At 34.7% G+C, this 25,445-nt stretch carries 27 protein-coding genes; 23 read left to right on the top strand and 4 right to left on the bottom strand.

Annotation, left to right across the window (positions count from 1 at the left end):
- The first annotated feature begins 4 nt into the window (after window positions 1-4).
- Window positions 5-1,879, top strand: coding sequence for a tRNA uridine-5-carboxymethylaminomethyl(34) synthesis enzyme MnmG (mnmG, locus tag FJR48_RS11150; protein WP_152308204.1), 1,875 nt, complete (start codon window positions 5-7; stop codon window positions 1,877-1,879).
- Here the strand turns inward: mnmG and FJR48_RS11145 are convergent.
- Window positions 1,876-4,116, bottom strand: coding sequence for a methyl-accepting chemotaxis protein (locus FJR48_RS11145; protein WP_152308203.1), 2,241 nt, complete (start codon window positions 4,114-4,116; stop codon window positions 1,876-1,878). The two genes, mnmG and FJR48_RS11145, sit on opposite strands and share 4 nt — an antisense overlap.
- A 186-nt stretch (window positions 4,117-4,302) precedes the next feature.
- Here FJR48_RS11145 and FJR48_RS11140 point away from each other — a divergent pair, with 186 nt between their 5' ends.
- The 5 genes from FJR48_RS11140 to FJR48_RS11120 all read left to right on the top strand — a co-directional run bounded on the left by FJR48_RS11140 (window position 4,303) and on the right by FJR48_RS11120 (window position 8,481).
- Window positions 4,303-5,094 carry a hypothetical protein gene (locus FJR48_RS11140; RefSeq protein WP_152308202.1) on the top strand — a complete coding sequence of 264 codons (792 nt, stop codon included), beginning with the start codon at window positions 4,303-4,305 and terminating at the stop codon, window positions 5,092-5,094.
- Window positions 5,095-5,144: 50 nt separating this feature from the next.
- Entirely contained in the window at window positions 5,145-5,675 is a 531-nt protein-coding gene (gene petA / locus FJR48_RS11135; protein WP_152308201.1) for a ubiquinol-cytochrome c reductase iron-sulfur subunit, read from the top strand.
- Window positions 5,676-5,687: 12 nt separating this feature from the next.
- A complete protein-coding gene (locus FJR48_RS11130; protein ID WP_152308200.1) occupies window positions 5,688-6,902 on the top strand; it encodes a cytochrome b in 1,215 nt (404 codons plus the stop codon).
- A gap of 10 nt (window positions 6,903-6,912) precedes the next feature.
- Complete coding sequence (locus FJR48_RS11125; RefSeq protein WP_152308199.1) at window positions 6,913-7,851, top strand: c-type cytochrome; 939 nt, start codon at window positions 6,913-6,915, stop codon at window positions 7,849-7,851.
- Window positions 7,852-7,962: 111 nt separating this feature from the next.
- Window positions 7,963-8,481, top strand: a complete 519-nt coding sequence (locus FJR48_RS11120; protein ID WP_152308198.1) for an outer membrane beta-barrel protein — start codon at window positions 7,963-7,965, stop codon at window positions 8,479-8,481.
- Between the two features lie 13 nt (window positions 8,482-8,494).
- On the opposite strand, the gene FJR48_RS11115 is transcribed toward FJR48_RS11120, so the two are convergent.
- Window positions 8,495-8,968, bottom strand: coding sequence for an RDD family protein (locus tag FJR48_RS11115; protein ID WP_152308197.1), 474 nt, complete (start codon window positions 8,966-8,968; stop codon window positions 8,495-8,497).
- A 366-nt stretch (window positions 8,969-9,334) separates the two neighbouring features.
- Here FJR48_RS11115 and FJR48_RS11110 point away from each other — a divergent pair, with 366 nt between their 5' ends.
- The 5 genes from FJR48_RS11110 (at window position 9,335) to FJR48_RS11090 (ending at window position 13,701) form a co-directional block, all read left to right on the top strand.
- Window positions 9,335-10,660 carry a hypothetical protein gene (locus FJR48_RS11110; protein ID WP_152308196.1) on the top strand — a complete coding sequence of 442 codons (1,326 nt, stop codon included), beginning with the start codon at window positions 9,335-9,337 and terminating at the stop codon, window positions 10,658-10,660.
- Window positions 10,661-10,768: 108 nt separating this feature from the next.
- Entirely contained in the window at window positions 10,769-11,401 is a 633-nt protein-coding gene (locus FJR48_RS11105; RefSeq protein ID WP_152308195.1) for a hypothetical protein, read from the top strand.
- Entirely contained in the window at window positions 11,391-12,356 is a 966-nt protein-coding gene (gene moaA, locus FJR48_RS11100; RefSeq protein WP_152308194.1) for a GTP 3',8-cyclase MoaA, read from the top strand. Before FJR48_RS11105 ends, moaA begins: the two co-directional genes overlap by 11 nt.
- A gap of 3 nt (window positions 12,357-12,359) precedes the next feature.
- Entirely contained in the window at window positions 12,360-13,118 is a 759-nt protein-coding gene (locus FJR48_RS11095; RefSeq protein WP_152308193.1) for a 7-carboxy-7-deazaguanine synthase QueE, read from the top strand.
- Between the two features lies 1 nt (window position 13,119).
- Window positions 13,120-13,701 (top strand): 6-pyruvoyl trahydropterin synthase family protein, encoded by a 582-nt coding sequence (locus FJR48_RS11090; RefSeq protein ID WP_152308192.1) that lies wholly within the window; start codon window positions 13,120-13,122, stop codon window positions 13,699-13,701.
- Here FJR48_RS11090 and FJR48_RS11085 read toward each other — a convergent pair.
- The gene (locus FJR48_RS11085) at window positions 13,698-14,918 is read right to left on the bottom strand and encodes a molybdopterin molybdotransferase MoeA (protein WP_152308191.1); all 1,221 of its coding nucleotides are present in this window, start codon (window positions 14,916-14,918) and stop codon (window positions 13,698-13,700) included. The two genes, FJR48_RS11090 and FJR48_RS11085, sit on opposite strands and share 4 nt — an antisense overlap.
- A gap of 48 nt (window positions 14,919-14,966) precedes the next feature.
- Between FJR48_RS11085 and FJR48_RS11080 the strand changes: the two genes are divergently transcribed.
- From FJR48_RS11080 to FJR48_RS11025, 12 genes are all read left to right on the top strand, one after another.
- A complete protein-coding gene (locus FJR48_RS11080) occupies window positions 14,967-15,383 on the top strand; it encodes a hypothetical protein (RefSeq protein WP_152308190.1) in 417 nt (138 codons plus the stop codon).
- The gene (locus FJR48_RS11075; protein ID WP_152308189.1) at window positions 15,380-16,051 is read left to right on the top strand and encodes a 16S rRNA (uracil(1498)-N(3))-methyltransferase; all 672 of its coding nucleotides are present in this window, start codon (window positions 15,380-15,382) and stop codon (window positions 16,049-16,051) included. Before FJR48_RS11080 ends, FJR48_RS11075 begins: the two co-directional genes overlap by 4 nt.
- Before the next feature lie 105 nt (window positions 16,052-16,156).
- Window positions 16,157-16,357: a 50S ribosomal protein L31 gene (gene rpmE, locus FJR48_RS11070; protein ID WP_152308188.1), complete on the top strand. Its 201-nt coding sequence runs from the start codon at window positions 16,157-16,159 to the stop codon at window positions 16,355-16,357.
- Between the two features lie 14 nt (window positions 16,358-16,371).
- The gene (rsmI, locus tag FJR48_RS11065; RefSeq protein WP_152308187.1) at window positions 16,372-17,187 is read left to right on the top strand and encodes a 16S rRNA (cytidine(1402)-2'-O)-methyltransferase; all 816 of its coding nucleotides are present in this window, start codon (window positions 16,372-16,374) and stop codon (window positions 17,185-17,187) included.
- Between the two features lie 23 nt (window positions 17,188-17,210).
- Complete coding sequence (rlmB, locus tag FJR48_RS11060; RefSeq protein WP_152308186.1) at window positions 17,211-17,894, top strand: 23S rRNA (guanosine(2251)-2'-O)-methyltransferase RlmB; 684 nt, start codon at window positions 17,211-17,213, stop codon at window positions 17,892-17,894.
- Complete coding sequence (locus FJR48_RS11055) at window positions 17,887-18,684, top strand: hypothetical protein (protein ID WP_152308185.1); 798 nt, start codon at window positions 17,887-17,889, stop codon at window positions 18,682-18,684. Before rlmB ends, FJR48_RS11055 begins: the two co-directional genes overlap by 8 nt.
- On the top strand, window positions 18,678-19,577 hold the full coding sequence (locus FJR48_RS11050; RefSeq protein WP_241856066.1) for a hypothetical protein: 900 nt from the start codon (window positions 18,678-18,680) through the stop codon (window positions 19,575-19,577). Before FJR48_RS11055 ends, FJR48_RS11050 begins: the two co-directional genes overlap by 7 nt.
- Window positions 19,578-19,637: 60 nt before the next feature.
- Window positions 19,638-20,855: an LL-diaminopimelate aminotransferase gene (locus FJR48_RS11045; RefSeq protein ID WP_152308184.1), complete on the top strand. Its 1,218-nt coding sequence runs from the start codon at window positions 19,638-19,640 to the stop codon at window positions 20,853-20,855.
- A gap of 1 nt (window position 20,856) precedes the next feature.
- Window positions 20,857-22,116, top strand: coding sequence for a homoserine dehydrogenase (locus FJR48_RS11040; RefSeq protein ID WP_152308183.1), 1,260 nt, complete (start codon window positions 20,857-20,859; stop codon window positions 22,114-22,116).
- Window positions 22,117-22,147: 31 nt separating this feature from the next.
- Entirely contained in the window at window positions 22,148-24,217 is a 2,070-nt protein-coding gene (locus tag FJR48_RS11035) for a molybdopterin oxidoreductase family protein (protein ID WP_152308182.1), read from the top strand.
- A complete protein-coding gene (locus FJR48_RS11030) occupies window positions 24,218-24,547 on the top strand; it encodes a YraN family protein (protein WP_152308181.1) in 330 nt (109 codons plus the stop codon).
- Window positions 24,548-24,556: 9 nt separating this feature from the next.
- Window positions 24,557-25,168, top strand: coding sequence for a GDSL-type esterase/lipase family protein (locus tag FJR48_RS11025; RefSeq protein WP_152308180.1), 612 nt, complete (start codon window positions 24,557-24,559; stop codon window positions 25,166-25,168).
- 1 nt (window position 25,169) lies between these two features.
- Here FJR48_RS11025 and FJR48_RS11020 read toward each other — a convergent pair whose 3' ends face one another.
- Window positions 25,170-25,394, bottom strand: coding sequence for a hypothetical protein (locus FJR48_RS11020; RefSeq protein WP_152308179.1), 225 nt, complete (start codon window positions 25,392-25,394; stop codon window positions 25,170-25,172).
- Window positions 25,395-25,445: the final 51 nt, after the last annotated feature.

Here is a 25,445-nt window from a genome sequence, read left to right as displayed (position 1 = left end):
TAGAATGAATTATGATGTAATAGTAGTCGGTGGCGGTCATGCAGGTGTAGAAGCCGCACTCTCTTCGGCTAGAATGGGTAACAAAACTGTTTTAATCTCAATGCTTGCAGAAAATGTGGGTGCTACCTCTTGTAACCCTGCTATCGGCGGACTTGCAAAAGGGCATCTTGTGCGTGAACTAGATGCACTCGGCGGTGAAATGGGTCTCATTACTGATGAAGCCGGAATACAGTTTCGCATACTTAACCATACAAAAGGTCCTGCGGTTCGCGGAAGCCGTGCTCAGATAGATATGGACAGATACAAAGTCATAGCTAGAAACAAAATCTTAAACACGCCGAATTTAGACCTTGTTCAAGAATTGGCAGATTCTTTAATAGTTGAAGAAATGCAAGTAAAAGGTGTTAAAACACATCTTTTAAATGAGTATATGGCTAAAAAAGTCATTATTACATCGGGTACGTTTTTAAACGGTCTTATACACATAGGTGAAATCAAACAAGAGGGTGGGCGTTTTGGTGAACAAACATCTAAAGGTCTAAGTGCATCTCTAAAAGAGTGCGGACTTACGATGGATAGACTAAAAACAGGGACATGTGCCCGTATAGACAGTTCTTCTATCGATTTTTCGGTTATGGAAGAACAAGGGGGTGATGAAGTTCCTAGCCCGTTTTCATTTCGTACAGACAGAGATGAGTTTGCCAAGACTAAAAAACAGATACCTTGTTTTATAGCATACACGAATGAGACGACACATGAGATAATCGAGTCAAACTTTTACCGCGCACCTCTTTTTACGGGACAAATAGAAGGAACAGGACCACGCTATTGTCCTTCTATTGAAGATAAAATAAACCGCTTCCGTGACAAAGACAGACACCACCTCTTCATTGAGCCTCAGACTATGGAAAATACCGAGTGTTACATAAACGGTATGAGTACGTCACTGCCACCGGAAGTTCAACAACAAATGATTCACTCTGTAAAGGGGATGGAGAATGCAAAAATAGTCCGTTACGGATATGCTATTGAGTATGACTATGTAGATCCGAGGGAGTTAAAACATTCGCTAGAGACTAAAAAGATAAAAGGTTTATATCTTGCAGGTCAAATAAACGGGACTACAGGTTATGAAGAAGCTGCGGCACAAGGCTTAATGGCTGGAATAAACGCATCTCTTAGCATCCAAGGTAAAGACGCCCTCGTACTTCGTCGTGATGAAGCATATATTGGTGTTTTAATAGATGATCTTGTTACTAAAGGTACTAAAGAGCCATACCGTATGTTCACATCTCGTGCCGAGTACAGACTACTTCTGCGTGAAGAATCGGCAGATACAAGACTTTCTCACTATGGACATGAACTGGGACTTTTAAGTGATGAGGTTTATGAAAAAGTAAAAACAAAAGATGCACAGATAAAAGAGGGTGCTTTGCTTCTTGAAGATACAAAGTTTACGCCAAACAAAGAGTTTAATACACTTTTAGAGTCTATGGATGAAGAGCCTATCAAAGATGTGCAAACTGCTCAACAGCTAGTAGCAAGAAAAACTTTTGATGTTGAGAAGATGTTAAAACTTGTACCGGAACTCGCAGAACTGGATCCATACATACAAGAAGAGATCTTGGTAGAGGGTAAATACGCGCGCTATATTGAAAAACAGGCACAAGAGATACAAAAGATGAAAAAGTATCTTAAAGTAGCTATCCCTGAAGGTTTTGATTTTACGGTAGTGAGCGGTCTAAGCAAAGAGATTCAGGAAAAACTTTCAACATTTAACCCGCCTACTTTGCAAGCTGCATCCAATATCAGCGGAATAACCCCTGCCGCTATCGAGATACTGCATATTTACATAAAAATGGCTACAAAAAACTCTTAGTTGTCTTCATGATATTGCAAAAGCATATCATTAAGACAAACAAAAAGTTTATCGCTATTTTCTTCCATAGTTTTTAAATTACCTACAATTTTGTCTTCATTTTCTATTCTTTTATCTTCGTTTTCAAAGAAAACAATTGTACTTCTTACGCTATCATGTACGGCTTTATGCGGAACTGCGGCAGATTTATAAGCATCCGTGTTACCAAATCTTTCTTTTCCTTGGGATTCGTACCATTTTCCGAGCCTACATTCTGTATGTGTACCGAAGGCTTTGCTTTTGTCGGCTGCTATAATTGCATCATAAGCATTAGCTTTGTATATGATATGGTCGATTTTTGCCAGAACGATAAATACCTTATTTTCCATATCGTTTATAACTCCAGCCATATTGAGAGCATCTTGGTTCATCCCTTTCATGGTTGTGTTAAAGCTATCGATAGAGGAAGAAGCATCATCGGCAAGAGATGTCATTGTTTCTGATTTTTCAAGAATTATGCTTGATTCTTGTTTCATAGAGTTGATAGATATTGTTATTTCACTTGTCGCTTTTTGAGTTCTCTCTGCCAGCTTACGCACTTCATCGGCAACAACTGCAAAACCGCGTCCGTGTTCACCTGCACGTGCAGCTTCAATAGCTGCATTTAAAGCAAGTAAGTTGGTTTGTTCGGCAATATCTTTAATCAGATCAACAATAGAAGTAATTTCGTTTGTTTTATCATTTAAACCTTCTATAGAACTATTGCTATCACTTATATGTTCAATAAGTGTTTGAAGATTTTGTAAAATGTTATCTACCGCTCCCATAGATTCATTTGAAGTTTTAGCCGTTTGTTTTGTTGTAGTTTGCACATCTCCGAGTTCTTGAATTAAGCTAGTCATCTCACCTTGAATAAGCCCTAAACCATCACCGATGCTACCTACTGCTCGTACTTTTGAAGAAAAGTTTATAAACGTCTGTTTTTCATGAGATGATTTCATGGCATTTATTCCGTCTTGAACATTGCGTATGGCTTCGGCAAAATCCCCGTTTAAACCATCACTGTTAAGATTGTAAGTAAAATCCCCTTGAGAAGCTTTATGAACGGAAGTATTTATTCTTGCGGTTAAATCTTTTACTAAACTTACAAGTGTTGCCAGTAAGAAAGTTATTTCATCCATCTCATCTCTTGCTACAGCCCTTCTGTTAACATCAACGGATAAATCACCGTTGGTAGTTATTCTGCCTATGACCTCTTTAAACTTGCAGATGGAATTTGTGATTCCGTTAGATACGTTTCTTGTCAGATACATAGCAAATAAAATTACAAGGGCAGATAATATTGATACAAAAATAAGGGACATAAAAGATGAAGAAACCATATTGTCAGCCATATTTAAAGTATAATTTGCCAAGGTATCTTCAAACTCTTTTAGTTTATTTATTTTTTTAGTAATTGTTTTAAACCATACTGTTGCATCTACTCCAAAATCACTCTCTTTTGAAGATGCTATTTGTCTAAAGTTTTCTACTTGTGTAAATGAACTATCGGATTTAATTTTATTGAAAGCATTTTGCATCTCTTGATTTGCAGTATGCATAAACAGATTTGTTAATGCCTTTTGTTCAGATACTAAAGATGCAAATTTTGCAGCAGTTGTTCTTGTAAAACTATCTTTTGCAAAAACACTTGATAAAACGGCACGTTCGATGCCGGCTCTTTCTTTAGAACTTATAAAAATAACAAAACTGTTGAAGTTTGTTCTCAAATCGCCATTTTTCGGTATTGTTGAAAAATGAGAAATAGTGTCTATGATTTTTTTATTTAAAGAAGTATAGAATGTTACGGCATCTTTGACTTGTGCGCTTTGAGACTTAACTTTAGTTCTCATGGACAGTACAGAATTTAAATCGATTTCTGTGCTAACTTTGGAAGCTGCTTCTGAAGGATTTTGATTTATATAATCTCTAAGTTCTTTAATTTTTGTGTCACTTGAAGTATGCTGTTTAGGAAGAATATCTACAAATTTAGTTCCTTTAGAACCTAGAAATCCTGCACTTGCTCCACGCTCCTTTTGCAACTCATGTAACACGGCACTCATTTTTACGGAAAGTTTTATAAGAGAAGCTGTCTTTTTTATGTTTTCATGTTCACTCCAAGTGTTATAAGCATTTTTAACGGAGAATAAAGTTATAACGGATAAAACTACAACACTTAAAAAAATAAGCTTGGCTCTGATGGTCATCTTGTCAATCATTTTGTGTCCTTATTTGTAATAAGTTTGACTTATATAACGGTTCGATTGTAATATAAGTTTCTTTAAAGTTAAATTATTTTTTAATATATTATTATTAATTATTTACTTAAGTGTATTTTCAGATATATACTAAATTTGTCTTAATCTCTTTTTAGTACAATTCATAAAAAAAACAAAGAATATAAAATGAAAACATATTATTATGTGCATACCGGACATCGAGTAGGACTAGATAGATTTAGACGCGCAGTAGTTATAGTAAAAGAGTTACAGAAAAAAGGTGTGGATATTACACTGCTTTGTTCAGATTTTCGTATAGCTAACGAATCTAGGGAATTTGGTATAGATAAAGCGGTCGGAATAGATGTTGTGAGAAATATTCCGCATATCGCACATCACGGAGATAGACTTATATTTGATTCGGATGAAGCAAACCCTATCATGCTTGAAGATATGAAAGAGTATTTTTCAAGTTTTATACATATTAAAGCGGACGAGCTTGTAGTTGATGAAAAATATTTTCAAAAGTATGAAAAAAAAATACCTTTAGCATTTTTCTTCGGTGATGACGATTATGAAAAAGATTTAGAAAAACTAATACCAAGCTTAAAAAAATTAGATACTGCATTACTTTTAGGTTATTACTATTTTTTTGATTATGAAGATATGCTCAAAGAAAACTTTAAAAATCATTATGAATTTGAAGATTATGATGAAGTTATAACATCCTGTGAAGCCTTAATTACAGCTTCCCCACAAGCGGCTTTAGAGTGTTTGGCATCAGGAGGAAAGCCGATATTTTTAAAAAGAGACGACTATTTAGACTCTTTTGAAGAGCTTTTTGAAAAATTAAATATTCCTATATTAGATTCTCTTGACCTAGGTCAAGAGAGTAAGGTTTTTAGGGCTATTCGTAACAATTCGTATCAGCAAATTCATACAAATTCTTTAAATTTTCTTAGTTTTATATATAATTAAAATAAGTTTAGTATATAATAAGGCGTAAAAATTCACAAAAGTGAGAAAGTATGAAAGAAAATAGCCGTAGAGGTTTTATGGGAAAAGCGTTTGGAGCTGTTGCAGGTTTAGGTGCAATAGGTTCATTGGTAGCTATGAAAAAATCTTGGGATCCACTTCCAAGTGTAAAAGCTGCAGGTTTTACGACTCTTGATATGAGTATATATGAAGAGGGTGTAATGGTTACGGAAAAATGGCGTGGTAAGCCAATCTTTGTTCTTAAAAAGACTCCAGAGATGATGAAAGATGAAGAAGGAAATCCGGAAGCGCAAGCAAGAAATATTAAAGTTGGAAACGACAATTTTATGATTGCTATCGGTTTATGTACACACCTAGGATGTATTCCGGCATTTAGAAAAGACAAGGGAGATTTCTTATGTGCATGCCACGGTGGTATGTTTAGTGCATCAGGGTTAGTTACAAAAGTTCCACCACCGCGTGGATTTGATATTCCTCCGTTTAAAATAGATGGTAACAAATTGTTACTTGGTGAAGTTGGTCCTGAGTATCAAGCAATGAAAGACAACGGCGTTACGCTATAGAAGGGAGGATAAATGGCACATTTTACAAAAGCAACAAGTGTTAAAGATTGGTTAAACCAAAGATTAGCAGTTGAGAAAGTTGAAAAGGTAATGGCATCTGAGTATTGGATTCCGAAAAATATCAACTTCTTATGGGCAATGGGTATGATTTTAGCAGTAACTTTCGGTCTGCTTACAATTTCGGGTATATTTTTATTAATGTATTATCAACCAAGTGTAGATACGGCATTTTACAGTGTTAACTATACAATAATGAGAGAAGTTGATTTTGGTTGGTTATGGAGACACGTTCATGGTGTAGCAGCTTCGGTTGTTTTCCTTGTAATATATATTCATATGTTTACCGGTATTTACTACGGTTCTTATAAAAAGGGTCGTGAGATGATTTGGATCTCAGGTATGTTGTTATTCGTAACATTCTCTGCAGAAGCATTCTCGGGTTATATGTTACCATGGGGTCAAATGTCTTACTGGGCCGGTATGGTTATTACTAACATCTTTTCTTTAGGTTCATTACACTTAGACGGTTTAGTTGAGTGGATTCGTGGTGACTATGTTCCTGCACAAGCATTCTTAAACAGATTTTTTATGTTACACGTATTTTTATTACCGTTAGCAATCATGGGTCTTATCGGTCTTCACTTTGCAGCACTTAGAATTCCTCACGTTAATAATCAAGACGGTGAAGAAATTGACTTTGATGTTGAAGCTAAAAAATATTTAGACGGTGATACTAAAGGTTCAAAAGTTATGAGATTTGCTAATGATTTCTTATCTAAAGATTTAATGGTTGTAGGATTTTTCTTAATCTTCTTCTTTTATTTAGTTTTCTGGCATTATGGTTTTGCACTAGATCCTGTAAACTTCGATCCGGCAGATGGACTAAAAACGCCTGCACATATTTATCCTGAGTGGTATTTCTTATGGTCATATGAGATTCTAAGACCGTTCCCTGTTGATATTGGTCTTGTAGCGTTTGGTTTTGCACAAGTTATCTTTATGTTGCTTCCTTGGTTAGACAGAAGTGAAAATACCGTACCTGCAAATCGTCGTGGTAAATTTGCTATTTGGTTTTGGGTAATGTTGGTTGATATGGTTGTATTAACGGCTATGGGTAAATTACCGCCGGAAGGTATCTTTAGTACTATTGGTCTAATTGCATCTCTGTTGTTTATAGCTATGTGGATAATTTTGCCATTCATAACTAAAAACGAAAAAAAAGTATAAGGAGAAACAAATGAGAGAATTAAAAATATTAGCAGTAGTTGTTTTCTTTACACTTTTAACATATTTTTTAGTTGAGCCGTATGCTCATTCGCAAATGCATAAACATGTAGATAGTGAAGGTTTTACTTACAATGATCTTCCTGCGCTAACTAAAAAAGGTGATGCAACTCGTGGTCAAGAGTTGATTATAAACGGTGGTTGTGCAGGTTGTCACTCTATAGAAGCTGCAGGTATGCCTGCTCCTATGGACGGTGTTATGGCAGCTCAAAGTTATGGTGTGAATCCACCTGATTTATCAAATGCAGGTGCTATATATGAAGCTAAATTTTTGAGTGATTTAATTAAAAACCCTGCTCATGCTCTTAAAGTTGAGCATAAATTTGATGCTGCAAGCGGTAAAATGCACCCAATGGTTCCTTTTTACGGAATGGGTGGTGATATAGATCAAGAAGTTGCTGATATGGTAGCTTACTTACAGTCTATTGCCGTTAAACCAGAAGAAGTAACTCCTGCTATGGCATTTGAAGATGCTTGTGGTAGATGTCACGCTGTTGGTTATGAAAACTGGACTCAACTTGGTACGAAACCTAGGTTTAAACATGAAAAAGATTCTTTAGCGTTTGACATTAAACTTTTGGAATATCAAGATTCTTTAAAAGCTTATATGGGTAAACTGCCACCGGATTTAAGTATGTACTATCGTTCTCGTAATGAACACTTTTTAAGTACGTTTATCGAAAATCCGCAAAATCACTTAGCTGGAACTGCAATGCCTCGTGTAGGTGTTACTGCAGATGCAGCTGAGAAAGTTATAGAGTATTTAGCTGATTCTGCTGATACTAAAAGACATGAAAGAGAAGCTATCGGTAAAAATGTAATGATATTTATGGTAATCTTTGCAATCTTTGCACTTCTTTGGAAAAAACAAGTATGGAGAGATTTACACTAATCTTCTTCATATACTTCATACCCCTATTTCTTAGGGGTATATATCCTTTTTATTTATTTTAAATTTATTTTTTTAATGTAAGATATTTTAATATAATTTAAAGGATTCTACATGAAAAATATTATATTAACAATCATTTCGCTGAGCACATTAACTATACATACATATGCAAAGGTACCTGTAGATGAAAACGACATCTATTTAGGTGCAGGTTTTGCTATTCAATCTGCTGATAAACTTGACAGTGGGTTAGGGCTTATTCTAAAAGGTGGGTTTCCTTTTAAAAATCTAAAAGACGGTCCCGGAAATTTGGGAGTTGAAGCAGAATTCACACATTCAATTATTTCACCTTCTAAAGGTTCATACGAAGTTGACTTTTCAACACTTGGAGGATATGCTACTTATACATACGAATTTACTGAAGATTTTTATGCTAAAGGTAGGGCGGGTATGGTTTATTATTCAGTTGATAAATCATCTTACGGTAATGACGGTATGGAAGTCTCAGTAGGTATAGGTGCAGGGTATCAGTTTAGTGAAAATATAAATTTTTATATAGATCATACTGTTACGGATGAACTTTCAAATTTCTCTTTAGGTGCAGAGTATAAGTTTAAAGGATTAAGATAACATATACAAGATACTAGAGTTTAGTATCTTGTATAACAACACTTCCGCAAATCAAATCATGTAAAGTACGATTGTCTTTTCTATATAGCTGAGTCATAAGACCAAGTAAAATAGCGGCTGAGAATAAAAACATAACAAATCTGCAAAGAGAACGCCAAAAGCCAAGTAACTGACCGGTCTTTGCATCTACTATTTTAATATCGTATGCTTTTTTACCAGGGGTTTGACCGAATTTACCAACTAAAAGACTGTATATTAGAGCATATAAACTAACACCTATAAAAGGGGCTAAGTTTGATTCTTGAAATTCATCTTTACCACCCATAAAAATATATGTAATTACATAAAGAATAGGTGCATAAATCATAAACAAATCAGTAATAAAAGCTTTTATCCTTAAACTTGTTTTGGCATAGTGAGCTTTTCGATTTGTTTGTTTTTGTATGTTTTTTGTTTTATTATTGTTTTTTAAATCTCTAAATCTCATATTTTTTCCTAATTAAAATTTGAAAAATTATAGCAAAATTAGTCTTTTATATGCTATTTATAGTAGATATTAAATACATATATAAAATAGAATATGGCAAAAATTTGTCATTTAGAAAATTCTTAGTGTCACAAAAATATGATACATTTTGCTTAAAAATTATTTAAACATCGAAAATATTGTCCAAAAATAAACAATTTGCAAATATTATTGGGATTTTAAGACTAAATTTATTTTTACTGATATACAATATTCCCGATATTAATAAACTCATATAGCGAAAAGTTGATTTGAAAAAGCCTTAATGGCTTAGAAAAAGGGATGGATTAGCTCTATGGGTTTGTTAAAACAAAACAGGAGAATAGAATGAAAAAAACTTTAGTTTCTTTAGCGGCTGTAGCTGCAATTAGTACAGGTGCAATGGCAGCTGATAAAGGTGTAGATTTAACAACTACTGGTCAGGCAGTAATTTATTATGAAACTCATACTGATGATACAAGAGCTGATAAAGGTATGTTTGATAAAGATGAATCAATGGCAAATGTTGGTTTGCAGCTAAACATTGGTGGTGATATTGGTAATGGTTTCACTTTAGGAACACAAGCTTCTTATATTGGTACTTTAGGTTTAGAAAAAAATCTTGTTTCTGGAACTAGAGCAGATGCTGGGCAAAGTTTAAATAATGATTTAACTACGCAGATAATGTTAAGTAAAATATTTGTAGCTAAACAAATAGGAAACACTACTTTAAAACTTGGTCGTCAAGAACTTCCAAAATCACTTTCTCCTCTAGCGTATTCAGAGGGTTGGAATGTATTTAAAAATACTTTTGATGCTATCGTAGCTATTAATACAGATATAAAAGACACTACAATTGTTGGTGCATGGGTAGGTGAATCAAATGATCCAAATGCTAACTATAGCACTTTATCTGATTTAAAAGGTGCTGGGTTAGATGTAAATGATGGAGCATATATGTTGACAGTTGCTAATAAGTCAATTCCAATGACTGCATTAACAGCTTCATACTACACTTTACATGGTATTGATTTAGCTCCACTTGCTGGTACTGCAGCAACTGCAACGGCAGATAATAATGGTAACAATGCTACAGCATTATGGATTGATGCTAAAATCGCAGGTAAAGATTTACCACTAGGTCTTAACATAGGTCTTCAGTATGGTAATATTTCACCAGATATAAAAGATGATGCTACTGTAACTAGAGCTTTAAATAAAGATACTTCTGCATTAGGTGTAAAAGTTGGTATGAAACCGGTTGATAATTTAATGGTTGAATTAGCATATACTACAGTTGATGATGGTACAATAGCTGTTAAAAATACTGGTACTGGTATTAAATCACCTTTATTTACTCAAGCTATCTATAACCAAGACTTTATCTCTAGTGATGCAAGTACTATTGGTTTAAAAGCTGCATATAATATGGGAGATATGGGTAAAGTTATTGTTAACTATAATATGACTACTGATGATAGAAATGCAGTTGCTGGTATAGCAGTTGCTGAAGATTATTCAGAATTAGATTTAATCTACAAAGTTAAAGCTGGTGGTGTTACTTACTGGGCTTCAGCTATGCTTCGCAGTTTAGATAGAACAGCAGCTAACAAAGCGGCTGGTTTATGGGAATCTGATGATAGACTTCGTCTTTGGGCTCGTTACAACTTCTAATAGTTGTTAAACTATATTATTCTCAAGCTTTGGCTTGAGAATATCTATAAACTTCCTCTTTTTCACAAATCAATTTAAAATTTATAAAACTTGTGTATAATACTTCGTATGAACACAATAATAAAAACACTAATAACACTTACAATAACACTTTCATTTTTTGGTTGTGCCGATAAGGTACCTTTTAAAGAACAAGACCCACTTGAAAACTCTGCTTTAGTATATGTTTATGCAAATAAAATACTGCAAGATAATGATGCTATGAATATGGGAAAGTACTTTCTGCAAATAAATAGAATAGGGATAGATAAAACGCTTGTAGAAAATGAATATACCGCTATTAACCTAAAAGCTTCAAAAAACGTACAAATATCTGCGACACGATCTGCACTTATAACTAAAGATATCGATTTTAGTACTGAGTCCGGTAAAACTTACTTTTTTAGAATAAATACGCTGCCTGGCGGTGATTTTGAATTTGAGGAAGTAGATTCAACTATTGGGCTAAAAGAGATTAAAAAAACAAAACTTAGCGGTTCTATACTTGAGAAAAAAATAGAATCTTTAATTTATGATGATGACAAAGAGGAAAAAGAGCCAATTAAAGTCGCACCTAAAGTAGAGTATGTTTCTAAATCAAAGATAGAAAAAATTAAAGAAGCCCATAAGCTAAAAGAAGAGGGTATATTAACAGAGGAAGAGTTTAAAAAACTAAAAACTGAGATTTTAAATGCTGATTGATTCGTATGATAGAGTAGTTGACTATATACGTATATCCGTAACTGAGAGATGTAATTTTAGATGTAACTACTGTATGCCCGAGAAACCCTTTTCTTGGGTTCCAAAAGAAAACCTACTTACCTTTGAGGAACTTTTTGAGTTTGTAAAAGTTTGTATAGACGAAGGTGTTAAAAAAATCCGTATTACAGGTGGTGAACCACTTCTTCGTGAAGGCTTGGACACTTTTATAAAGATGATATACGATTATGCACCAGAGATTGACTTGGCAATGACTACAAATGCATTTTTACTAAAAGGTGCTGCTCAGAAACTAAAAGATGCAGGGCTCAAACGTATAAATGTAAGCATAGATACTCTAAAGCCTGAAGTTGCTCGTGATATAGCAGGAAAAGATGTTTTAGAGAATGTTTTGGCAGGTGTTGAAGAGGCATTAAAAGTAGGACTTAAAGTAAAAGTAAATATGGTTCCGATGAAAACGGTTAATGCCGAGGAGATTATAGATGTACTTGAATACTGTAAAGCTCGTGGGATGTCTATAAGATTTATTGAATATATGGAAAACCAACATGCAAAAGCTGAGATAAAAGGTCTTAAATCTCCGGAATTATTAGCTTTGTTAAGAGAAAAGTACAGCTTTAGCGATGACGGTTTTGACGGTGCAAGCCCATCACACTATTATACTATGGATGATGGTTACAGATTTGGTATTATTGAGCCTTATGAAGATGATTTTTGTAAACAGTGTAACCGTATTCGTTTAACTGCCGAGGGTAACTTAATACCGTGTTTATATTTTGATGAAGCTATGAGTATAGGTGAGGCTGTAAAACGTGGAGATATAAAAGGTGCTACGGCAGTTTTAAAAGAAGTGGTACGTACTAAACCTGAGAAAAATCGTTGGGGCGGTGAAGACGGTGAGTCATCAAATCGTGCTTTTTATGAGACAGGCGGTTAAATCTTGCTATACCTTGTAGAACATTTTTACTCTATCCAAGGTGAAGGACGTTACGTAGGTACTCCAAGTTTGTTTTTTCGTTTTGGCGGATGTAATATGACTTGTAAAGGTTTTGGCTGCACGGAACAGCTTGAAGATGGAAGTGAAATAACTGGTTGCGATACCATATATGCAGTCGATAAAGAACATTTTTTAAAAAACTGGATACCGATAAACAGAGTGGAAGACCTTTTAAATGTTTTGGATATATATGATCTTCCAAATGCAGTGGATGTAGTTTTAACCGGTGGGGAACCGCTTATATATGCCAATGATGAGATATTTATAGAGTTTTTAAAGGCTTTACAAAAAAAATCTCACAGGATCACTTTTGAGACAAACGGTTCTCTTGGAGTTGACTTTGAAAAGCATCCTGTATATAAAGAGTGTATATTTGCACTCTCGGTAAAACTCTCAAACTCAGAAGAGAGCTATAGAAAAAGGGTAAGACCTGACATTATAAATTCAATATCACTAAACTCTAAAGACTCTTTTTTTAAGTTTTCTATAGATGCAGAGTCGATAAATGCAGCTTTAGATGAAGAGATAGAAGATATAAGCTCCCATGCTCCCAATATTGGAGTATATTGTATGCCCGTTGCATCGGATAAAAAAGAGTTGGAACAAAACTCCATGGAGTTGATTGAGTATTGCAAAGATAGAGGTTATAATTTTTCAGATAGATTACACATGAGAATTTGGGATAAAGAAAAAGGCGTATAAGATGATAATTCGTAAATTATTTAAATTTGAAAATACACATATTGTCAGAGATTGCTCAACTATTAGATGCAGAAGCTCAATCCACGGACATTCATATAAAATTGAACTTTTATTTGAATCAGACTTTTTAGATAATGCCCAGATGGTGTATGACTTTGGTTTAATGAAAGACAATATGAAAACTTTGGTTGATTCGTTTGACCATGGGATAACTCTTTGGAATCAAGATTCAGATGAGTATATAGCAGATATGAAAAAACACTCAGACAGATGGGTGGTTTTACCTGTATCACCATCATGTGAGCAGTTTAGCCGTGTTATATTTTTAATGATAGACAGAGTTTTAGAGTTAACACGCGGTATAAACGGTGAAAGAGATGTTAAACTGCACAGTATTATAGTTCATGAAACAGATACAGGTTATGCACAATGTTTTCGTGAAGATGCATATTCGCAAAAGATGGGAATCATTGATTTAAACGATATAATATTCTCTGATGCAATCAAAGCGGATTGGAAAGATAAAGACTTATTTGAGAAACTAAAGCGCGGTGAGCAGTTTGTAAATCCAGATAGTGTCTAAGGACTTACTAAACTGTTTTGCTCATTTGAATTAAATGCAAATCTAATAGGAAGTATTTTTACTATATCTCCCTCTTTAATTAAACTACACTCTTCGCTTATCATTATGTAAGAGTTAGCCTCTGAGAGAGGTTTTACCATACCGGGTGCAAAGTTCTTGCTAGGTGTGAACTTTGAGCCGTCAAAATAACCGGGAAGCAGTGTGCGACGACCAGCTCTTAGTTTAAACTCCTCTGCCATTTTTGCATCTATAGTATTTAGGTATTTCTCATTTGCCCCGCTCATTGCTAAAATGATACTTTGACCAAAAAGCTCAAAGTTTACAGATGCAGCAAGTGGATTTCCGGGAAGATTTAATACCATAGTTTTGTTTATACGACCAAAAGTTGTCGGTTTTCCGGGTTTTATTTGAACCTTATCAAAGTAAGTCTCCATGCCAAAACTACCAAACGCCTCTTTTGTATAGTCTGCATCTCCGACACTAACTCCACCGCTTGTAATAATCAAGTCACTGTTTAGCGCACTCTCAAGATGCTCTTGTAACTCTTCAAGAGAGTCTTTTGCAGTACCTATGAAATCAACTTCACAACCAAGCTCTTCACATCTGGCTTTTAGTGCGGGAGCATTTGTGTTGTACAGTTGATACGAATCTACTACACTCTCAAAGTGCATCTTAAGCTCACTGCCGCTTGCAAATATTGCAACACGAGGTTGTTTATATACCTTTATATGGCTAATCCCTTGAGATGCTAAAAGTGTGATTTGATGAGCCCCAAGACGTTCCCCTTTGTGTAAAAGTATTTCACCTTTTTTTATATCCTCTCCACAATGACGTATATGTCTTCCTTCAGATAGGCTATCTGGAAGGACTACACCGTCCCCACATTCGGTAGTATCTTCTCTTGGAACTATAGCTTCAGTCCCTTCGGGTATTTTTGCACCCGTCATTATTTTTATGCCACATCCATTTTTTAAAACAGCTTTTGAATTATCACCGGCAAATATAGTATCTGTCACCTCTACACATTTAGAAGCATCCGATATTTTAACGGCATACCCGTCCATTGCCGAATTATCATACGGTGGCAGGTTATGGGTTGCACTTATATCTTCTGCCATGATAAATCCCAGTGCCTGCTCCATCGGTAAAATTTTTGTTGCTTTTTTAATTGTGTTTTTGTAGATAAAATCGAGTGCTTGCTCTATTGTAACTTCCATATGTACTGCCCTGATAAAAAATAATAATAATTATAGTAAAATTTCATTATGAATGAAATGTATAGTATGAGTATTGTAGCACACAACTATAGTGTGTTAGCTGTTTTATTGGTTATAGGTGTAAATTTTTACAAATTATTTAGTGCAAAAAGTGTACAAGAATATAGAAAATTTACAATGCTTTTTAACCCTATTGTCGGGACGATGATAGGTGCAGTTTTATTTACGGGCGTGATAATGATGGCTGCAAAACATCTATCGTTCACACTAGAAAATATTGTTATGATAGTTTATGGTATTGTGTTAATAGTTTTAGAAGCTAAGCGCGCAAAAACTTTTAAGTATGTATTAAATAGCGATAAAGAAGGTTTTTTACTTTTTAAAGAGAAGGCTAAAAAGATTTTTGCACTTGAATTTATTGGTACTTTAATTATCTATATTTGGATGGTTAGCATAGCAAAATGATATATATCTTTGATGAAAATGCAGGTAATGAAGTTTTAATACTTAAAGGTGAACTACATAAGTATCTTGTAAAAGTACGTCGTCATAAAGTAGATGATAAGATAGCTTTTAGAAATGAAGATGATATTAAAAAACTCCACACATATAGAGTTGATGCTATAGAGCCAAAACAAGTTACTTTATCTTTGCAAGACTCTAAAGTATTTGAAATAAAAGCAAAAAAAGAGTTGCATATAGGTTGGTGTAAAGTAGATGCTAAAAGTGTAGAAAAGGTACTTCCTAGTTTGAGTGAAATCGGTGTAAGTAAAATAACTTTTATAGATTGTAAAAGAAGTCAGCGAAATATAAAGCTTGATTTTAAACGATTTGATAGGATACTTCATGCATCTATGCAACAGTGTGGTTCAACACAAAAAATAGAATTTGATACAAGTTCATCTTTAGAGGAGTTTGTAAAACAAAATCCGGATGCAAAAGTTTTTGATTTTGTCGAGAAGACTTTAGATGAAGTAAAAGATATATCTACTGTTATTATCGGTTGCGAGGGTGGTTTTTCTCAAGATGAGAAAGAGTTCTTAAAATCTTTAGAGGTTTTTAGACTCGATACCCCTATGGTTTTAAGAAGTGAAAGTGCCGTTATGGCAGTCGCTTCAAAAGTATTGTTGTAACCTAAGGAAATTTTGGGTATAATTTCAGCTCCAAAATTCCGCACCCATACGGAATTAAAAAATATATAGTATTGCGTACTTCGACGCGATGCAAAAGGCAAAATAATGAAAAAAGATATCCACCCGACTTTGGTAACTTGTACAGTAACATGTGCATGTGGAAACACTTTTGAAACAAAAAGTGAAAAAGACAGCATGAGAATCGACATCTGTAATGAATGTCACCCTTTCTTCACAGGAAGTGAGAGAATGGTAGATACTGCAGGTCGTATCGACAAGTTCAAAAAACGTTACAATATGGGTTAATCAAGGATTTTTCCTTGTTAACTCTCGTTCCAACTCCGATTGGAAATATAAGTGATATATCACTTCGTGCTATTGAGGCTTTAAGCAATGCCCAAACACTTCTTTGCGAAGATACCCGCGTTACAAAAAAATTAATCCACATTTTAAAAGAGCGTTACAACACCGTTTTTAGAGAAAATCAAGAGTTTATATCTTTGCATTCACATAATGAAAAATCTTTTGTTGAAAAACTTGAAAAATCATTTTTTGAGCAAAATGTTGTTTATGTAAGTGATGCCGGAATGGCTGGAGTGAGTGATCCGGGACAGCTTTTAGTCAGATACTGCATCGATAACGATATAGAGTATGATGTACTTCCCGGTGCAAATGCAGTTTTAACCGCTTTTGTAGCAAGCGGCTTTATTGAGACTAAAATGCTTTTTTGGGGCTTTTTGCCTCACAAAGGAAAAGATAGAAGTCTTTCATTAGAGGGTGCATTAAACAGTGGTTATACAACAGTGCTTTATGAATCTCCGCATCGTTTGGAAAAGCTTTTAAACGAGCTTGCGGATGCAGATAGCCAAAGAGAGATTTTTTTGGCAAAAGAACTCACTAAAAAGTATCAGCGTTATATAAACGGTAATGCAACAGAATGCCTAAAAAAACTTGATGGAAATTTTAAAGGTGAATGGGTAGTAGTTATAAAAGCATCTGAGGCTCAAAATGCAAGTGCTATTAGCCAAAAAGACATTCTTGCCTTAGATATCCCAAAGAAACAACAAGCAAAGCTTATTTCTAAAATTACGGGTGAAAATACCAAAGCTTGTTACCAAAGATTGTTGGAAGTTTAAAATATTTTGGGTAAAATACCTCCATGTTAATTTATGCTAAACAACCGGTTAATTATATAATCAAAAATTATCCCCAAAAAATTAAAACTCTTTATCTTGCACGTGAAATTGATAAAAAAGAATATTCACGTCTTATGAAGATTGGTTTTGAGGTTAAGAGAATACCTGCCGAAGCAGCGGGAAAGATGTGCAAGAATGCATCGCATCAAGGTATGTTGGCTGAAGTTGAAGAGTATAATTTGCATGAGTATAAATCATTTCTGGATAAAAAGTTTATTTTGGTTTTATCTTCGCTTACAGATGTAGGTAATATCGGGGCTATTATAAGAAGTGCATATGCACTTGGCGTAGATGCCGTGGTTGCATGTGGGGTTAAAAAACTTCCGCTTGAAGCAATTATGCGTACAAGTACGGGTGCACTTTACGATATGCCTTTTGCAATAGAGACTAACATACATAACGTACTAAATGATTTTAAAACATCTGGTTTTACATCATACGGAGCGGATATGGGCGGCAAAGACGTAAGAGATATCAAACCAAAACAAAAGAGGGTACTTGTTCTAGGTAGTGAAGGTGAAGGTCTAACTAATAGAGTAAGCTCAAAACTTGATGAGGTAGTAAGTATAAAAATGTCACATCAGTTTGATAGCTTGAACGTAAGCGTAGCAGGAGCAATTTTGATGGATAGGATGAGATATGAGTGAAAACCAGGATGTAAATTTTGAAGATACAAATAAAGTAACCAATGCAAACTATGAAAAAATAAAAAGCATCGGTGCACAAAAGATACATGAAAAAACACATATACCAAAAGTTTCATGTGAAGACTTGGTAAACGGTTATTTTAAATCTATGAACAAGATACAATTTCTTGGTTTCGTATCGATACTTGAGAGAGAGTATTCACTGGATTTAAGTGATTTAAGAGCCGAAGGAATGGCACATTTTTCACAGATACAAGAGAGCCCGACCATAGAGTCAAAAGTTTTTATAACACCTAAAAAAACAAGTAGTTATACTCTGTATTATATTATTGCTGCAGTTATTATTTTTATAATAGTAGCCGTAAATATGCCATCATCCGATATAGAACAAAACCATAAAATAGATAACGAACAAATTGAAGAAGTGACTTCAAAAATTAAACCTCAAGAAGAGATTGTTCCACAAAATGAAGTAGAGCAAATTAAGCCTGAAGAAAAAGTTTTAAATGAATTTAAAATTATTCCTCAAACGAAATTGTGGGTGGGTTATATAAATTTAAATACCGATAAAAAACAGCAGATAACTCTTGAGCAGTCAGAGGAGTTAGAGTTAGATCCAAAAGGTCATTGGTTAATTACACTTGGACACGGTCATGTTACATTTAATATTAACGGTGAATTAGATAAACATAAAGATTATAGAAATATACGTTTTTTATACAAAGACGGTCATCTTAAAAAGATAAACTATGAAGAGTTTCTTGATTTAAATAAAGGTAAAGAATGGTAAAACTTTTTTTATCGCTTTTGTTGTTTTGTTCCCTTAATTTTGCCCAAGAAATTTATGAACAAGAAAATGAGACTCAATTTAAAACGGAGTCATCGGTTAATATAGAAAATATAAGTCCTCTTATAGAAGAACTTGATTTAAAAATCAAATCTCTTTTGGATGAGAGTACATATAAAAAAAATCAAGCATATATAAATATTATTTTTTCTCCAAAATCAGATTTTATAGTCAATGGTAGAATAGATTCCGTTAAAGTTGTTCAAACACTTAAAGATAACGGTTTGCTAAATCTTTATTTTAAAAAACCAAAAGAGTTAAGGATTAATTTTCATACTAGCGACAACCCTTTGTTTTTTGTAAAAATTATGGGGGATGCTTTAAGAAATATAGGTTATTATCGTTATGTTACAAAAGAATCAAAACTAAACGAAAGCGGGTTTACATGGTCAATAACTTTAAAAGCCGAGTATGTTACCGATCCTCAAGTTTTACAAAGAGAATTATATAACAGCGGTTCAAAAATAGTCGATGTTATAAGACATACTCAAACGGAATGGACTTTCAGCGTAGATATGAGAGATGCTTTCTTAGCCGTTGATATGTTGATTGATGGAGAACAAGTTGAACTCAACCGCTCGCTTTATTCATATTGGTTGGATGTATCCGGGATACAAAAACTAAAAATTGAGAGTAGCTACAGAAACTCTTGGTATCCGTATATTACATACTTTGATGCTTCTTTGCATCTGTTAAAGGTAGTAAAAAGAGATACTAAAAGACGTGCTATGTATTTAAACATTCCGCAAAATGCAAAATATATAAAAATCTCAGATATTTATACACTAAAAAATATCAAGGACAGCCTCTATTTAACGCCTATAGGAGAGAGATAAAGCACATCTTTAACTTATTTGGCTAAAATACGAAAAATAATTTAAACCAAGGAAATTCTTTTGTTTGATGAGATAAGATTCAACAGAGTTGAAAGACTCCCTAAATATGTTTTCGCAGAAGTTAATGACATTAAGATGCAAGAGCGTCGTGCAGGTAAAGATGTTATAGATTTTTCTATGGGTAACCCGGATGGGGATACGCCAGAGCACATAAGAGAGAAACTTGTTGAATCGGCCAAGAAAACAAAAACTCATGGATATTCTACTTCCAAGGGCATACCAAAATTACTTAAAGCTATATCTGACTGGTATGAGCAGAGATATGATTGTAAACTTGATCCTGAAACTGAATGTGTAGCTACTATGGGCTCGAAAGAGGGGTATGCACATTTATCATACGCTATTACAAATCCCGGTGACGTAGTGGTTGTACCCGATCCGACTTATCCTATTCACGAATATGCATTTATATTAGCAGGTGGAAACGTTGCAAAATTTGGAATTAGTTTTGATGAAGATTACAAAATTGATGAAGATAAATTTTTTGAAGATTTAGTAAAAGTTTTTCAAGAAACATCACCAAAACCAAAATATGTACTTGTAAACTTCCCGCATAACCCATCAACGGCAACAGTAACCCCTCAGTTTTACGAGCGTTTGGTTGCTATGGCAAAAGAGATGAGGTTTTATGTAATTAGTGATATCGCATATGGTGATATCACTTTTGGCGGATATAAGACACCTTCTATTATGTCGGTTCCCGGTGCAAAAGATGTGGCTGTAGAGAGTTTTACACTTTCAAAAAGTTACAATATGGCAGGCTGGCGCGTAGGTTTCTTTGTAGGTAATAAAAAATTAATCGGTGCACTTCAAAAGATAAAATCATGGCTTGATTACGGTATGTTTACGCCTATTCAAGTAGCGGCTACGGTAGCATTAAACGGTGACCAGCAGTGTGTAAAAGATATAGTTGACAAGTATGATCACCGTCAAGATGTTTTAATAGAAGCGTTTGGACGTGCAGGGTGGCATATACGTAAAAATCAAGCGAGTATGTTCTCTTGGGCAAAAATACCTGAATGTGCTGCGCATCTAGGTTCATTGGAGTTTTCAAAAAGACTTCTAACCGAAGCGGGTGTAGCGGTAGCTCCGGGAATCGGTTTTGGAACATACGGTGAGGGTTATGTGCGTATAGCGCTGATAGAGAATGACAACCGCATCCGTCAAGCTGCAAGAAATATTAAAGAGTTTTTAAAACAGTTTCAAGAGGAAAAATAATATGCTAAAAGTCGGGATAATCGGTGTCGGTACAGTCGGTGCAAGTGTTGCAAATATTTTAAAAGATAATGCAGACATTATAAGTGCTCGTGCCGGTGTAGAGATAGTAGCCAAAAGCGGAGTTGTAAAAACTCTTGGGCGTGACAGGGGTGTAGATATTGCACTTACCGATAATCCCGATGATATTCTAAATGACCCTGAAATTGATATAGTAGTTGAACTTATGGGTGGTATAGAAGAGCCTTATGAAGTAGTAAAAAAAGCATTGAAAAACGGAAAAGCAGTCGTTACTGCTAATAAAGCACTTTTAGCTTACCATAGATATGAACTACAAGACTTGGCAAAAGATAAAGCATTTGAATATGAGGCAGCGGTTGCAGGCGGAATACCTATAATCAATGCACTTCGTGATGGACTCTCAGCTAATCATATCGAATCTATTATGGGTATTTTAAACGGTACTTGTAACTATATGATGACTAAGATGGCAAATGAGGGAGTTGCATATGATGCAATTCTAAAAGAGAGCCAAGACCTTGGTTATGCCGAAGCTGATCCTACATTTGACGTGGGTGGATTTGATGCTGCGCATAAGCTTCTTATACTTGCATCTATTGCATACGGTATAGATGCAAAACCTGAAGATATTTTAATTGAAGGTATTGAAAACGTATCAAGCGAAGACGTAGCGTTTGCAAAAGAGTTCGGATATGCTATAAAACTTCTCGGAATTGCCAAAAAAGACTCTAACGAAGTTGAGCTGCGTGTACATGCCGCTATGATATCTCAAGATGAAATGATTGCTAAAATCGACGGTGTAATGAACGGTATAAGTGTAGTCGGCGATAAAGTGGGTGAAACTCTATACTACGGTCCGGGTGCCGGTGGAGATGCAACGGCAAGTGCCGTAATAGCAAATATTATAGATATAGCACGTGCCGGAAAATCTGCACCGATGCTTGGGTTTGATAAACCGATAGAGGGAAAATTCACTTTAAAACCATCAGGTGAAATAGAATCCAAATACTACCTTCGTATAAACGTAAACGATAAAACAGGCGTATTGGCAAAGATTACAAAAATCTTTGAAAACAACAATATTTCGGTTAAAACAATGCTTCAAAAATCAACATCCGAGACAAGTGCTAATCTATTGATTTCAACTCATGTAGCACTTGAGAGTGATATACAAAAGATGATTGACGAGTTAGAAGACTTAGAGTTTGTAAATACAAAACCCGTAATGATTAGGATAGTCTAACTATAATAAATAAAGATAAAGAGATGATTTTATGGAAAATATTCAAACGATAGACAGTGTATGTACTTATTGTGGTGTTGGTTGTGATATAGCGGCAAACGTAGATATAAAAGAAAATAAAATTACAAAGATATTTGCTCATCCCGACGGAGTAGTTTCACAGGGAAAACTTTGTATAAAAGGTAAATACGGTCATGACTTTGTAGAATCTCCAAACCGTCTAAGAGCACCGAGAATTAAAAAAAGCTTTTTAGAAAAAAATCCATCAATTAAAAATGCAATCGGCTCAAAATTAAAAGATTTTGATGATACGTGGTATGAATGTGATTTAGATACGGCTACCACTGCAGCATCCATCAAACTAAAAGAGATTCAAGAACAATACGGACGTAAAGCCGTATGTTCAATCGGCGGAGCTAGAACTTCTTGTGAGAACTCTTACTTTTTCCAAAAATTTACACGTCATACTTTAAACTCCCCTCACGTTGATAACTGTGCCCGCGTATGCCACTCACCCTCACTCAAAGGGATGCGTACGACCATAGGGGAAGGTGCTGCTACTAATCCTTACAATGATATTTACAATGCCGAGTTTATGATAGTTATAGGCTCAAATACGACTGAAGCCCACCCTATTATCGCAAACCGTATTTTAGATGTAGCACGTGAACATGATAACTTGGCTGTATTTGATGTTCGTGAAATTAAACTTCACCGTTTTGCAAAGTACAAAGCTATTATGCCGCATGAAGCAAATCTGCTTGTACTGAATATGCTTGCATACGTAGTTATAGATGAAGAACTTTATGATGAGAGTTTTATAGCTGAACGCACTAAAGGTTTTGCAGAGTTTAAAGATAAGATATTAAACGATCCGTATGCTAATCCCGATTATTTTAAAGAGATAGCCGGATATGAAGATATGGCAAAAACTATCCGCAAAGTTGCACGTGAATATGCGCTTAAAAACTCTATGATATTCTGGGGTCTGGGTATTACTGAACATCTTGACGGCTCATATGCAGTTATGGCTATAACGCATTTAGCCCTTATGACTGGAAATATAGGTAAAAGCGGTACAGGACTTATGCCTCTTCGTGGACAGAACAATGTTCAAGGTGCTTGTGATATGGGTATGCTCCCATATTACGACCCTGATTATCAAGAGCCTAAAGAGGTGGGACTTATGACTCCACAACTTGTAGATGAGATGATAGAAGGTCGTGTAAAAGCCGTATTGAATATAGGTGAGGATCTAACGCATATTCATCCAAATATTAACAAAGTTGACAAAGCTATAAAAAACTTGGAATTTGTAATGGTTCAAGAGCTTTTTATGACCGATATCGCTTCTAAAGCAGATATAGTCGTAGGCGTAAAATCGGCATATGAAAAAACCGGTGTATATGTAAATGCAATGCGTCGTCTGCATCTATCACAGCCTCTTGTACAATCAGACTTGCCTGATGATTGGGAAGTTTTAAAACAACTTGACAATAAGATGGGAGGGAGTGCTTCATATACTTCTTCCAAAGATATTTGGGAAGAGGTACAGCGCGTAGCATATAGACGCTTTAGCGGAGCAGATTATCATAGACTTGAAAAACACCGTAAACGCGGTCTGCAATGGCCAGTACACACAGAAGATACTCCAATTTTACATCAACTGGACTTTCGTACGGAAGACGGATATGGAAGATTTCACTATAAACAGTATGAGTTACGCGGGATGGTTGAAGAGATTACTAAAAAAACTTTAAGCGGTTATCATCTTACAACAGGGCGTACACTGGCACATTACAACAATGCTGCTCAAACAAAACAGACAGACTCTCTTTTAGAGAGATATCCTGAAGATATTTTACTTGTATGTGAAGATGATGCCGCAGATTTTACAAGTGATAAAGTTATACTAAAAACTGAGTATGGAGAAACTAATCCACTTACCGTAAAACTAACCGACAAGGTAAAACCAAAAACTTTATTTGTAACTTTTCATCATGCAGATTCACGTATAAATGCTCTATTTGGAGACAAGTGTGATGAGTTGATTTTAACGGCTGCATTTAAATCTGTAAAAGTGGAAGTTATTAATTGCTAAATGAGTAGAAAAAAAGGAGATATTGCCGAAGAATTGGCGGCTAAATATCTTTACGATCATGGTCATGAGATAGTTGATAGAAACTTTTACTCACGTTTTGGTGAGATAGATATAATAAGCATAAAGGATGAAGTTCTTCATTTCATAGAAGTTAAAAGTGCTGAAGATTATGAAAAGGCTATCCAAAATATCACTCCGACAAAACTCTCACGCCTTATAAAAACAGGCGATATTTACATGAAAAAAAATTCTTTAGATTTGAATTATGTTTACGATGCTATAGTTGTAGTACAAGATGATATCTCTTATGTGGAGAATATAACTCTTTAAGGAGTATATATGAAAAACTATCTAATTGTAGCACTTCTTATTTTAAGTATAATAATCTTCTTTCGCAATATGACAAATAATGACAAGGAAATACTTTTGAGTAGCGATGCAACTGTTTTGGCATTTGGCGATAGTCTTACATATGGATTTGGTTCAGATAAAAGTTATCCTGATTTTTTTAAAGAAAAAACATTATTAAATACAATAAATGCAGGCGTTAACGGTGAGATATCTGCCGAGGGTGTTGAGAGATTAAAAGATTATTTGGCTTTTGAACCCGACTTGGTTATTTTGTGTCACGGCGGAAATGATATATTGCAAAAACTGCCTCGTAATGAACTAAAATCAAACCTTAAAAAAATGATTAAAAGCATAAAAGAGGTCGGTGCAAAAGTTTTACTAGTTGGTGTGCCTGAATTTAACCTGCTTGATATGGATGCAATAGATTTATACCATGAAGTGGCACAAGAAGAAGATGTACTTTATGAGGAAGATATTATAGGTTATATTCAAAGAAGAAATAATCTAAAAAGCGACTATGTTCATCCAAATGAAAAAGGGTATGAAATGATGGCTGATACTTTTATAGAGATACTAAAAGATAATAACTACATCAAATAACTTAAGCATAAACATCAAGTTTATTTGCTGAACTAACTTTTGGTTTAACTTCCGTGGTTTGAGTAGCTTGAAAACTCTGAGCCTCTTTTTGCACACTGTTGTTTACATCATTTAAGTTGGTTAAATTATTGTCAGTTTTTTGGTTTTGTTCACTACTTGGATCAGGTCTGCCAAATTGAACCTGAGAGTGATAAGGCGATTGAAATAAATAACGAGTAGTGTTCATAACATCCTCCTTATGTATATATTATCAACAATGATAACATAAAAAACAATA

The sequence above is a fragment of the Sulfurimonas lithotrophica genome (assembly GCF_009258225.1).
GTDB lineage: Bacteria > Campylobacterota > Campylobacteria > Campylobacterales > Sulfurimonadaceae > Sulfurimonas > Sulfurimonas lithotrophica.
Note: the sequence above shows the minus strand (reverse complement) of the source record. Positions and strands in the feature narration are given on the sequence as shown.

Excerpts from the sequence above, each read along its gene's own strand:
- FJR48_RS11105 (WP_152308195.1), top strand. The coding sequence starts at position 10,769 with ATGAACACAATAATAAAAACACTAATAACACTTACAATAACACTTTCA.
- FJR48_RS11085 (WP_152308191.1), bottom strand. The coding sequence starts at position 14,918 with ATGGAAGTTACAATAGAGCAAGCACTCGATTTTATCTACAAAAACACA.
- petA (WP_152308201.1), top strand. The coding sequence starts at position 5,145 with ATGAAAGAAAATAGCCGTAGAGGTTTTATGGGAAAAGCGTTTGGAGCT.
- rlmB (WP_152308186.1), top strand. The coding sequence starts at position 17,211 with ATGTTAATTTATGCTAAACAACCGGTTAATTATATAATCAAAAATTAT.
- FJR48_RS11035 (WP_152308182.1), top strand. The coding sequence starts at position 22,148 with ATGGAAAATATTCAAACGATAGACAGTGTATGTACTTATTGTGGTGTT.
- FJR48_RS11080 (WP_152308190.1), top strand. The coding sequence starts at position 14,967 with ATGAATGAAATGTATAGTATGAGTATTGTAGCACACAACTATAGTGTG.
- FJR48_RS11025 (WP_152308180.1), top strand. The coding sequence starts at position 24,557 with ATGAAAAACTATCTAATTGTAGCACTTCTTATTTTAAGTATAATAATC.
- FJR48_RS11115 (WP_152308197.1), bottom strand. The coding sequence starts at position 8,968 with ATGAGATTTAGAGATTTAAAAAACAATAATAAAACAAAAAACATACAA.
- FJR48_RS11125 (WP_152308199.1), top strand. The coding sequence starts at position 6,913 with ATGAGAGAATTAAAAATATTAGCAGTAGTTGTTTTCTTTACACTTTTA.
- FJR48_RS11020 (WP_152308179.1), bottom strand. The coding sequence starts at position 25,394 with ATGAACACTACTCGTTATTTATTTCAATCGCCTTATCACTCTCAGGTT.
- FJR48_RS11130 (WP_152308200.1), top strand. The coding sequence starts at position 5,688 with ATGGCACATTTTACAAAAGCAACAAGTGTTAAAGATTGGTTAAACCAA.
- FJR48_RS11120 (WP_152308198.1), top strand. The coding sequence starts at position 7,963 with ATGAAAAATATTATATTAACAATCATTTCGCTGAGCACATTAACTATA.
- FJR48_RS11110 (WP_152308196.1), top strand. The coding sequence starts at position 9,335 with ATGAAAAAAACTTTAGTTTCTTTAGCGGCTGTAGCTGCAATTAGTACA.
- FJR48_RS11145 (WP_152308203.1), bottom strand. The coding sequence starts at position 4,116 with ATGATTGACAAGATGACCATCAGAGCCAAGCTTATTTTTTTAAGTGTT.
- moaA (WP_152308194.1), top strand. The coding sequence starts at position 11,391 with ATGCTGATTGATTCGTATGATAGAGTAGTTGACTATATACGTATATCC.
- FJR48_RS11040 (WP_152308183.1), top strand. The coding sequence starts at position 20,857 with ATGCTAAAAGTCGGGATAATCGGTGTCGGTACAGTCGGTGCAAGTGTT.
- rpmE (WP_152308188.1), top strand. The coding sequence starts at position 16,157 with ATGAAAAAAGATATCCACCCGACTTTGGTAACTTGTACAGTAACATGT.
- FJR48_RS11140 (WP_152308202.1), top strand. The coding sequence starts at position 4,303 with ATGAAAACATATTATTATGTGCATACCGGACATCGAGTAGGACTAGAT.
- mnmG (WP_152308204.1), top strand. The coding sequence starts at position 5 with ATGAATTATGATGTAATAGTAGTCGGTGGCGGTCATGCAGGTGTAGAA.
- FJR48_RS11030 (WP_152308181.1), top strand. The coding sequence starts at position 24,218 with ATGAGTAGAAAAAAAGGAGATATTGCCGAAGAATTGGCGGCTAAATAT.
- FJR48_RS11090 (WP_152308192.1), top strand. The coding sequence starts at position 13,120 with ATGATAATTCGTAAATTATTTAAATTTGAAAATACACATATTGTCAGA.
- FJR48_RS11050 (WP_241856066.1), top strand. The coding sequence starts at position 18,678 with ATGGTAAAACTTTTTTTATCGCTTTTGTTGTTTTGTTCCCTTAATTTT.
- FJR48_RS11055 (WP_152308185.1), top strand. The coding sequence starts at position 17,887 with ATGAGTGAAAACCAGGATGTAAATTTTGAAGATACAAATAAAGTAACC.
- FJR48_RS11075 (WP_152308189.1), top strand. The coding sequence starts at position 15,380 with ATGATATATATCTTTGATGAAAATGCAGGTAATGAAGTTTTAATACTT.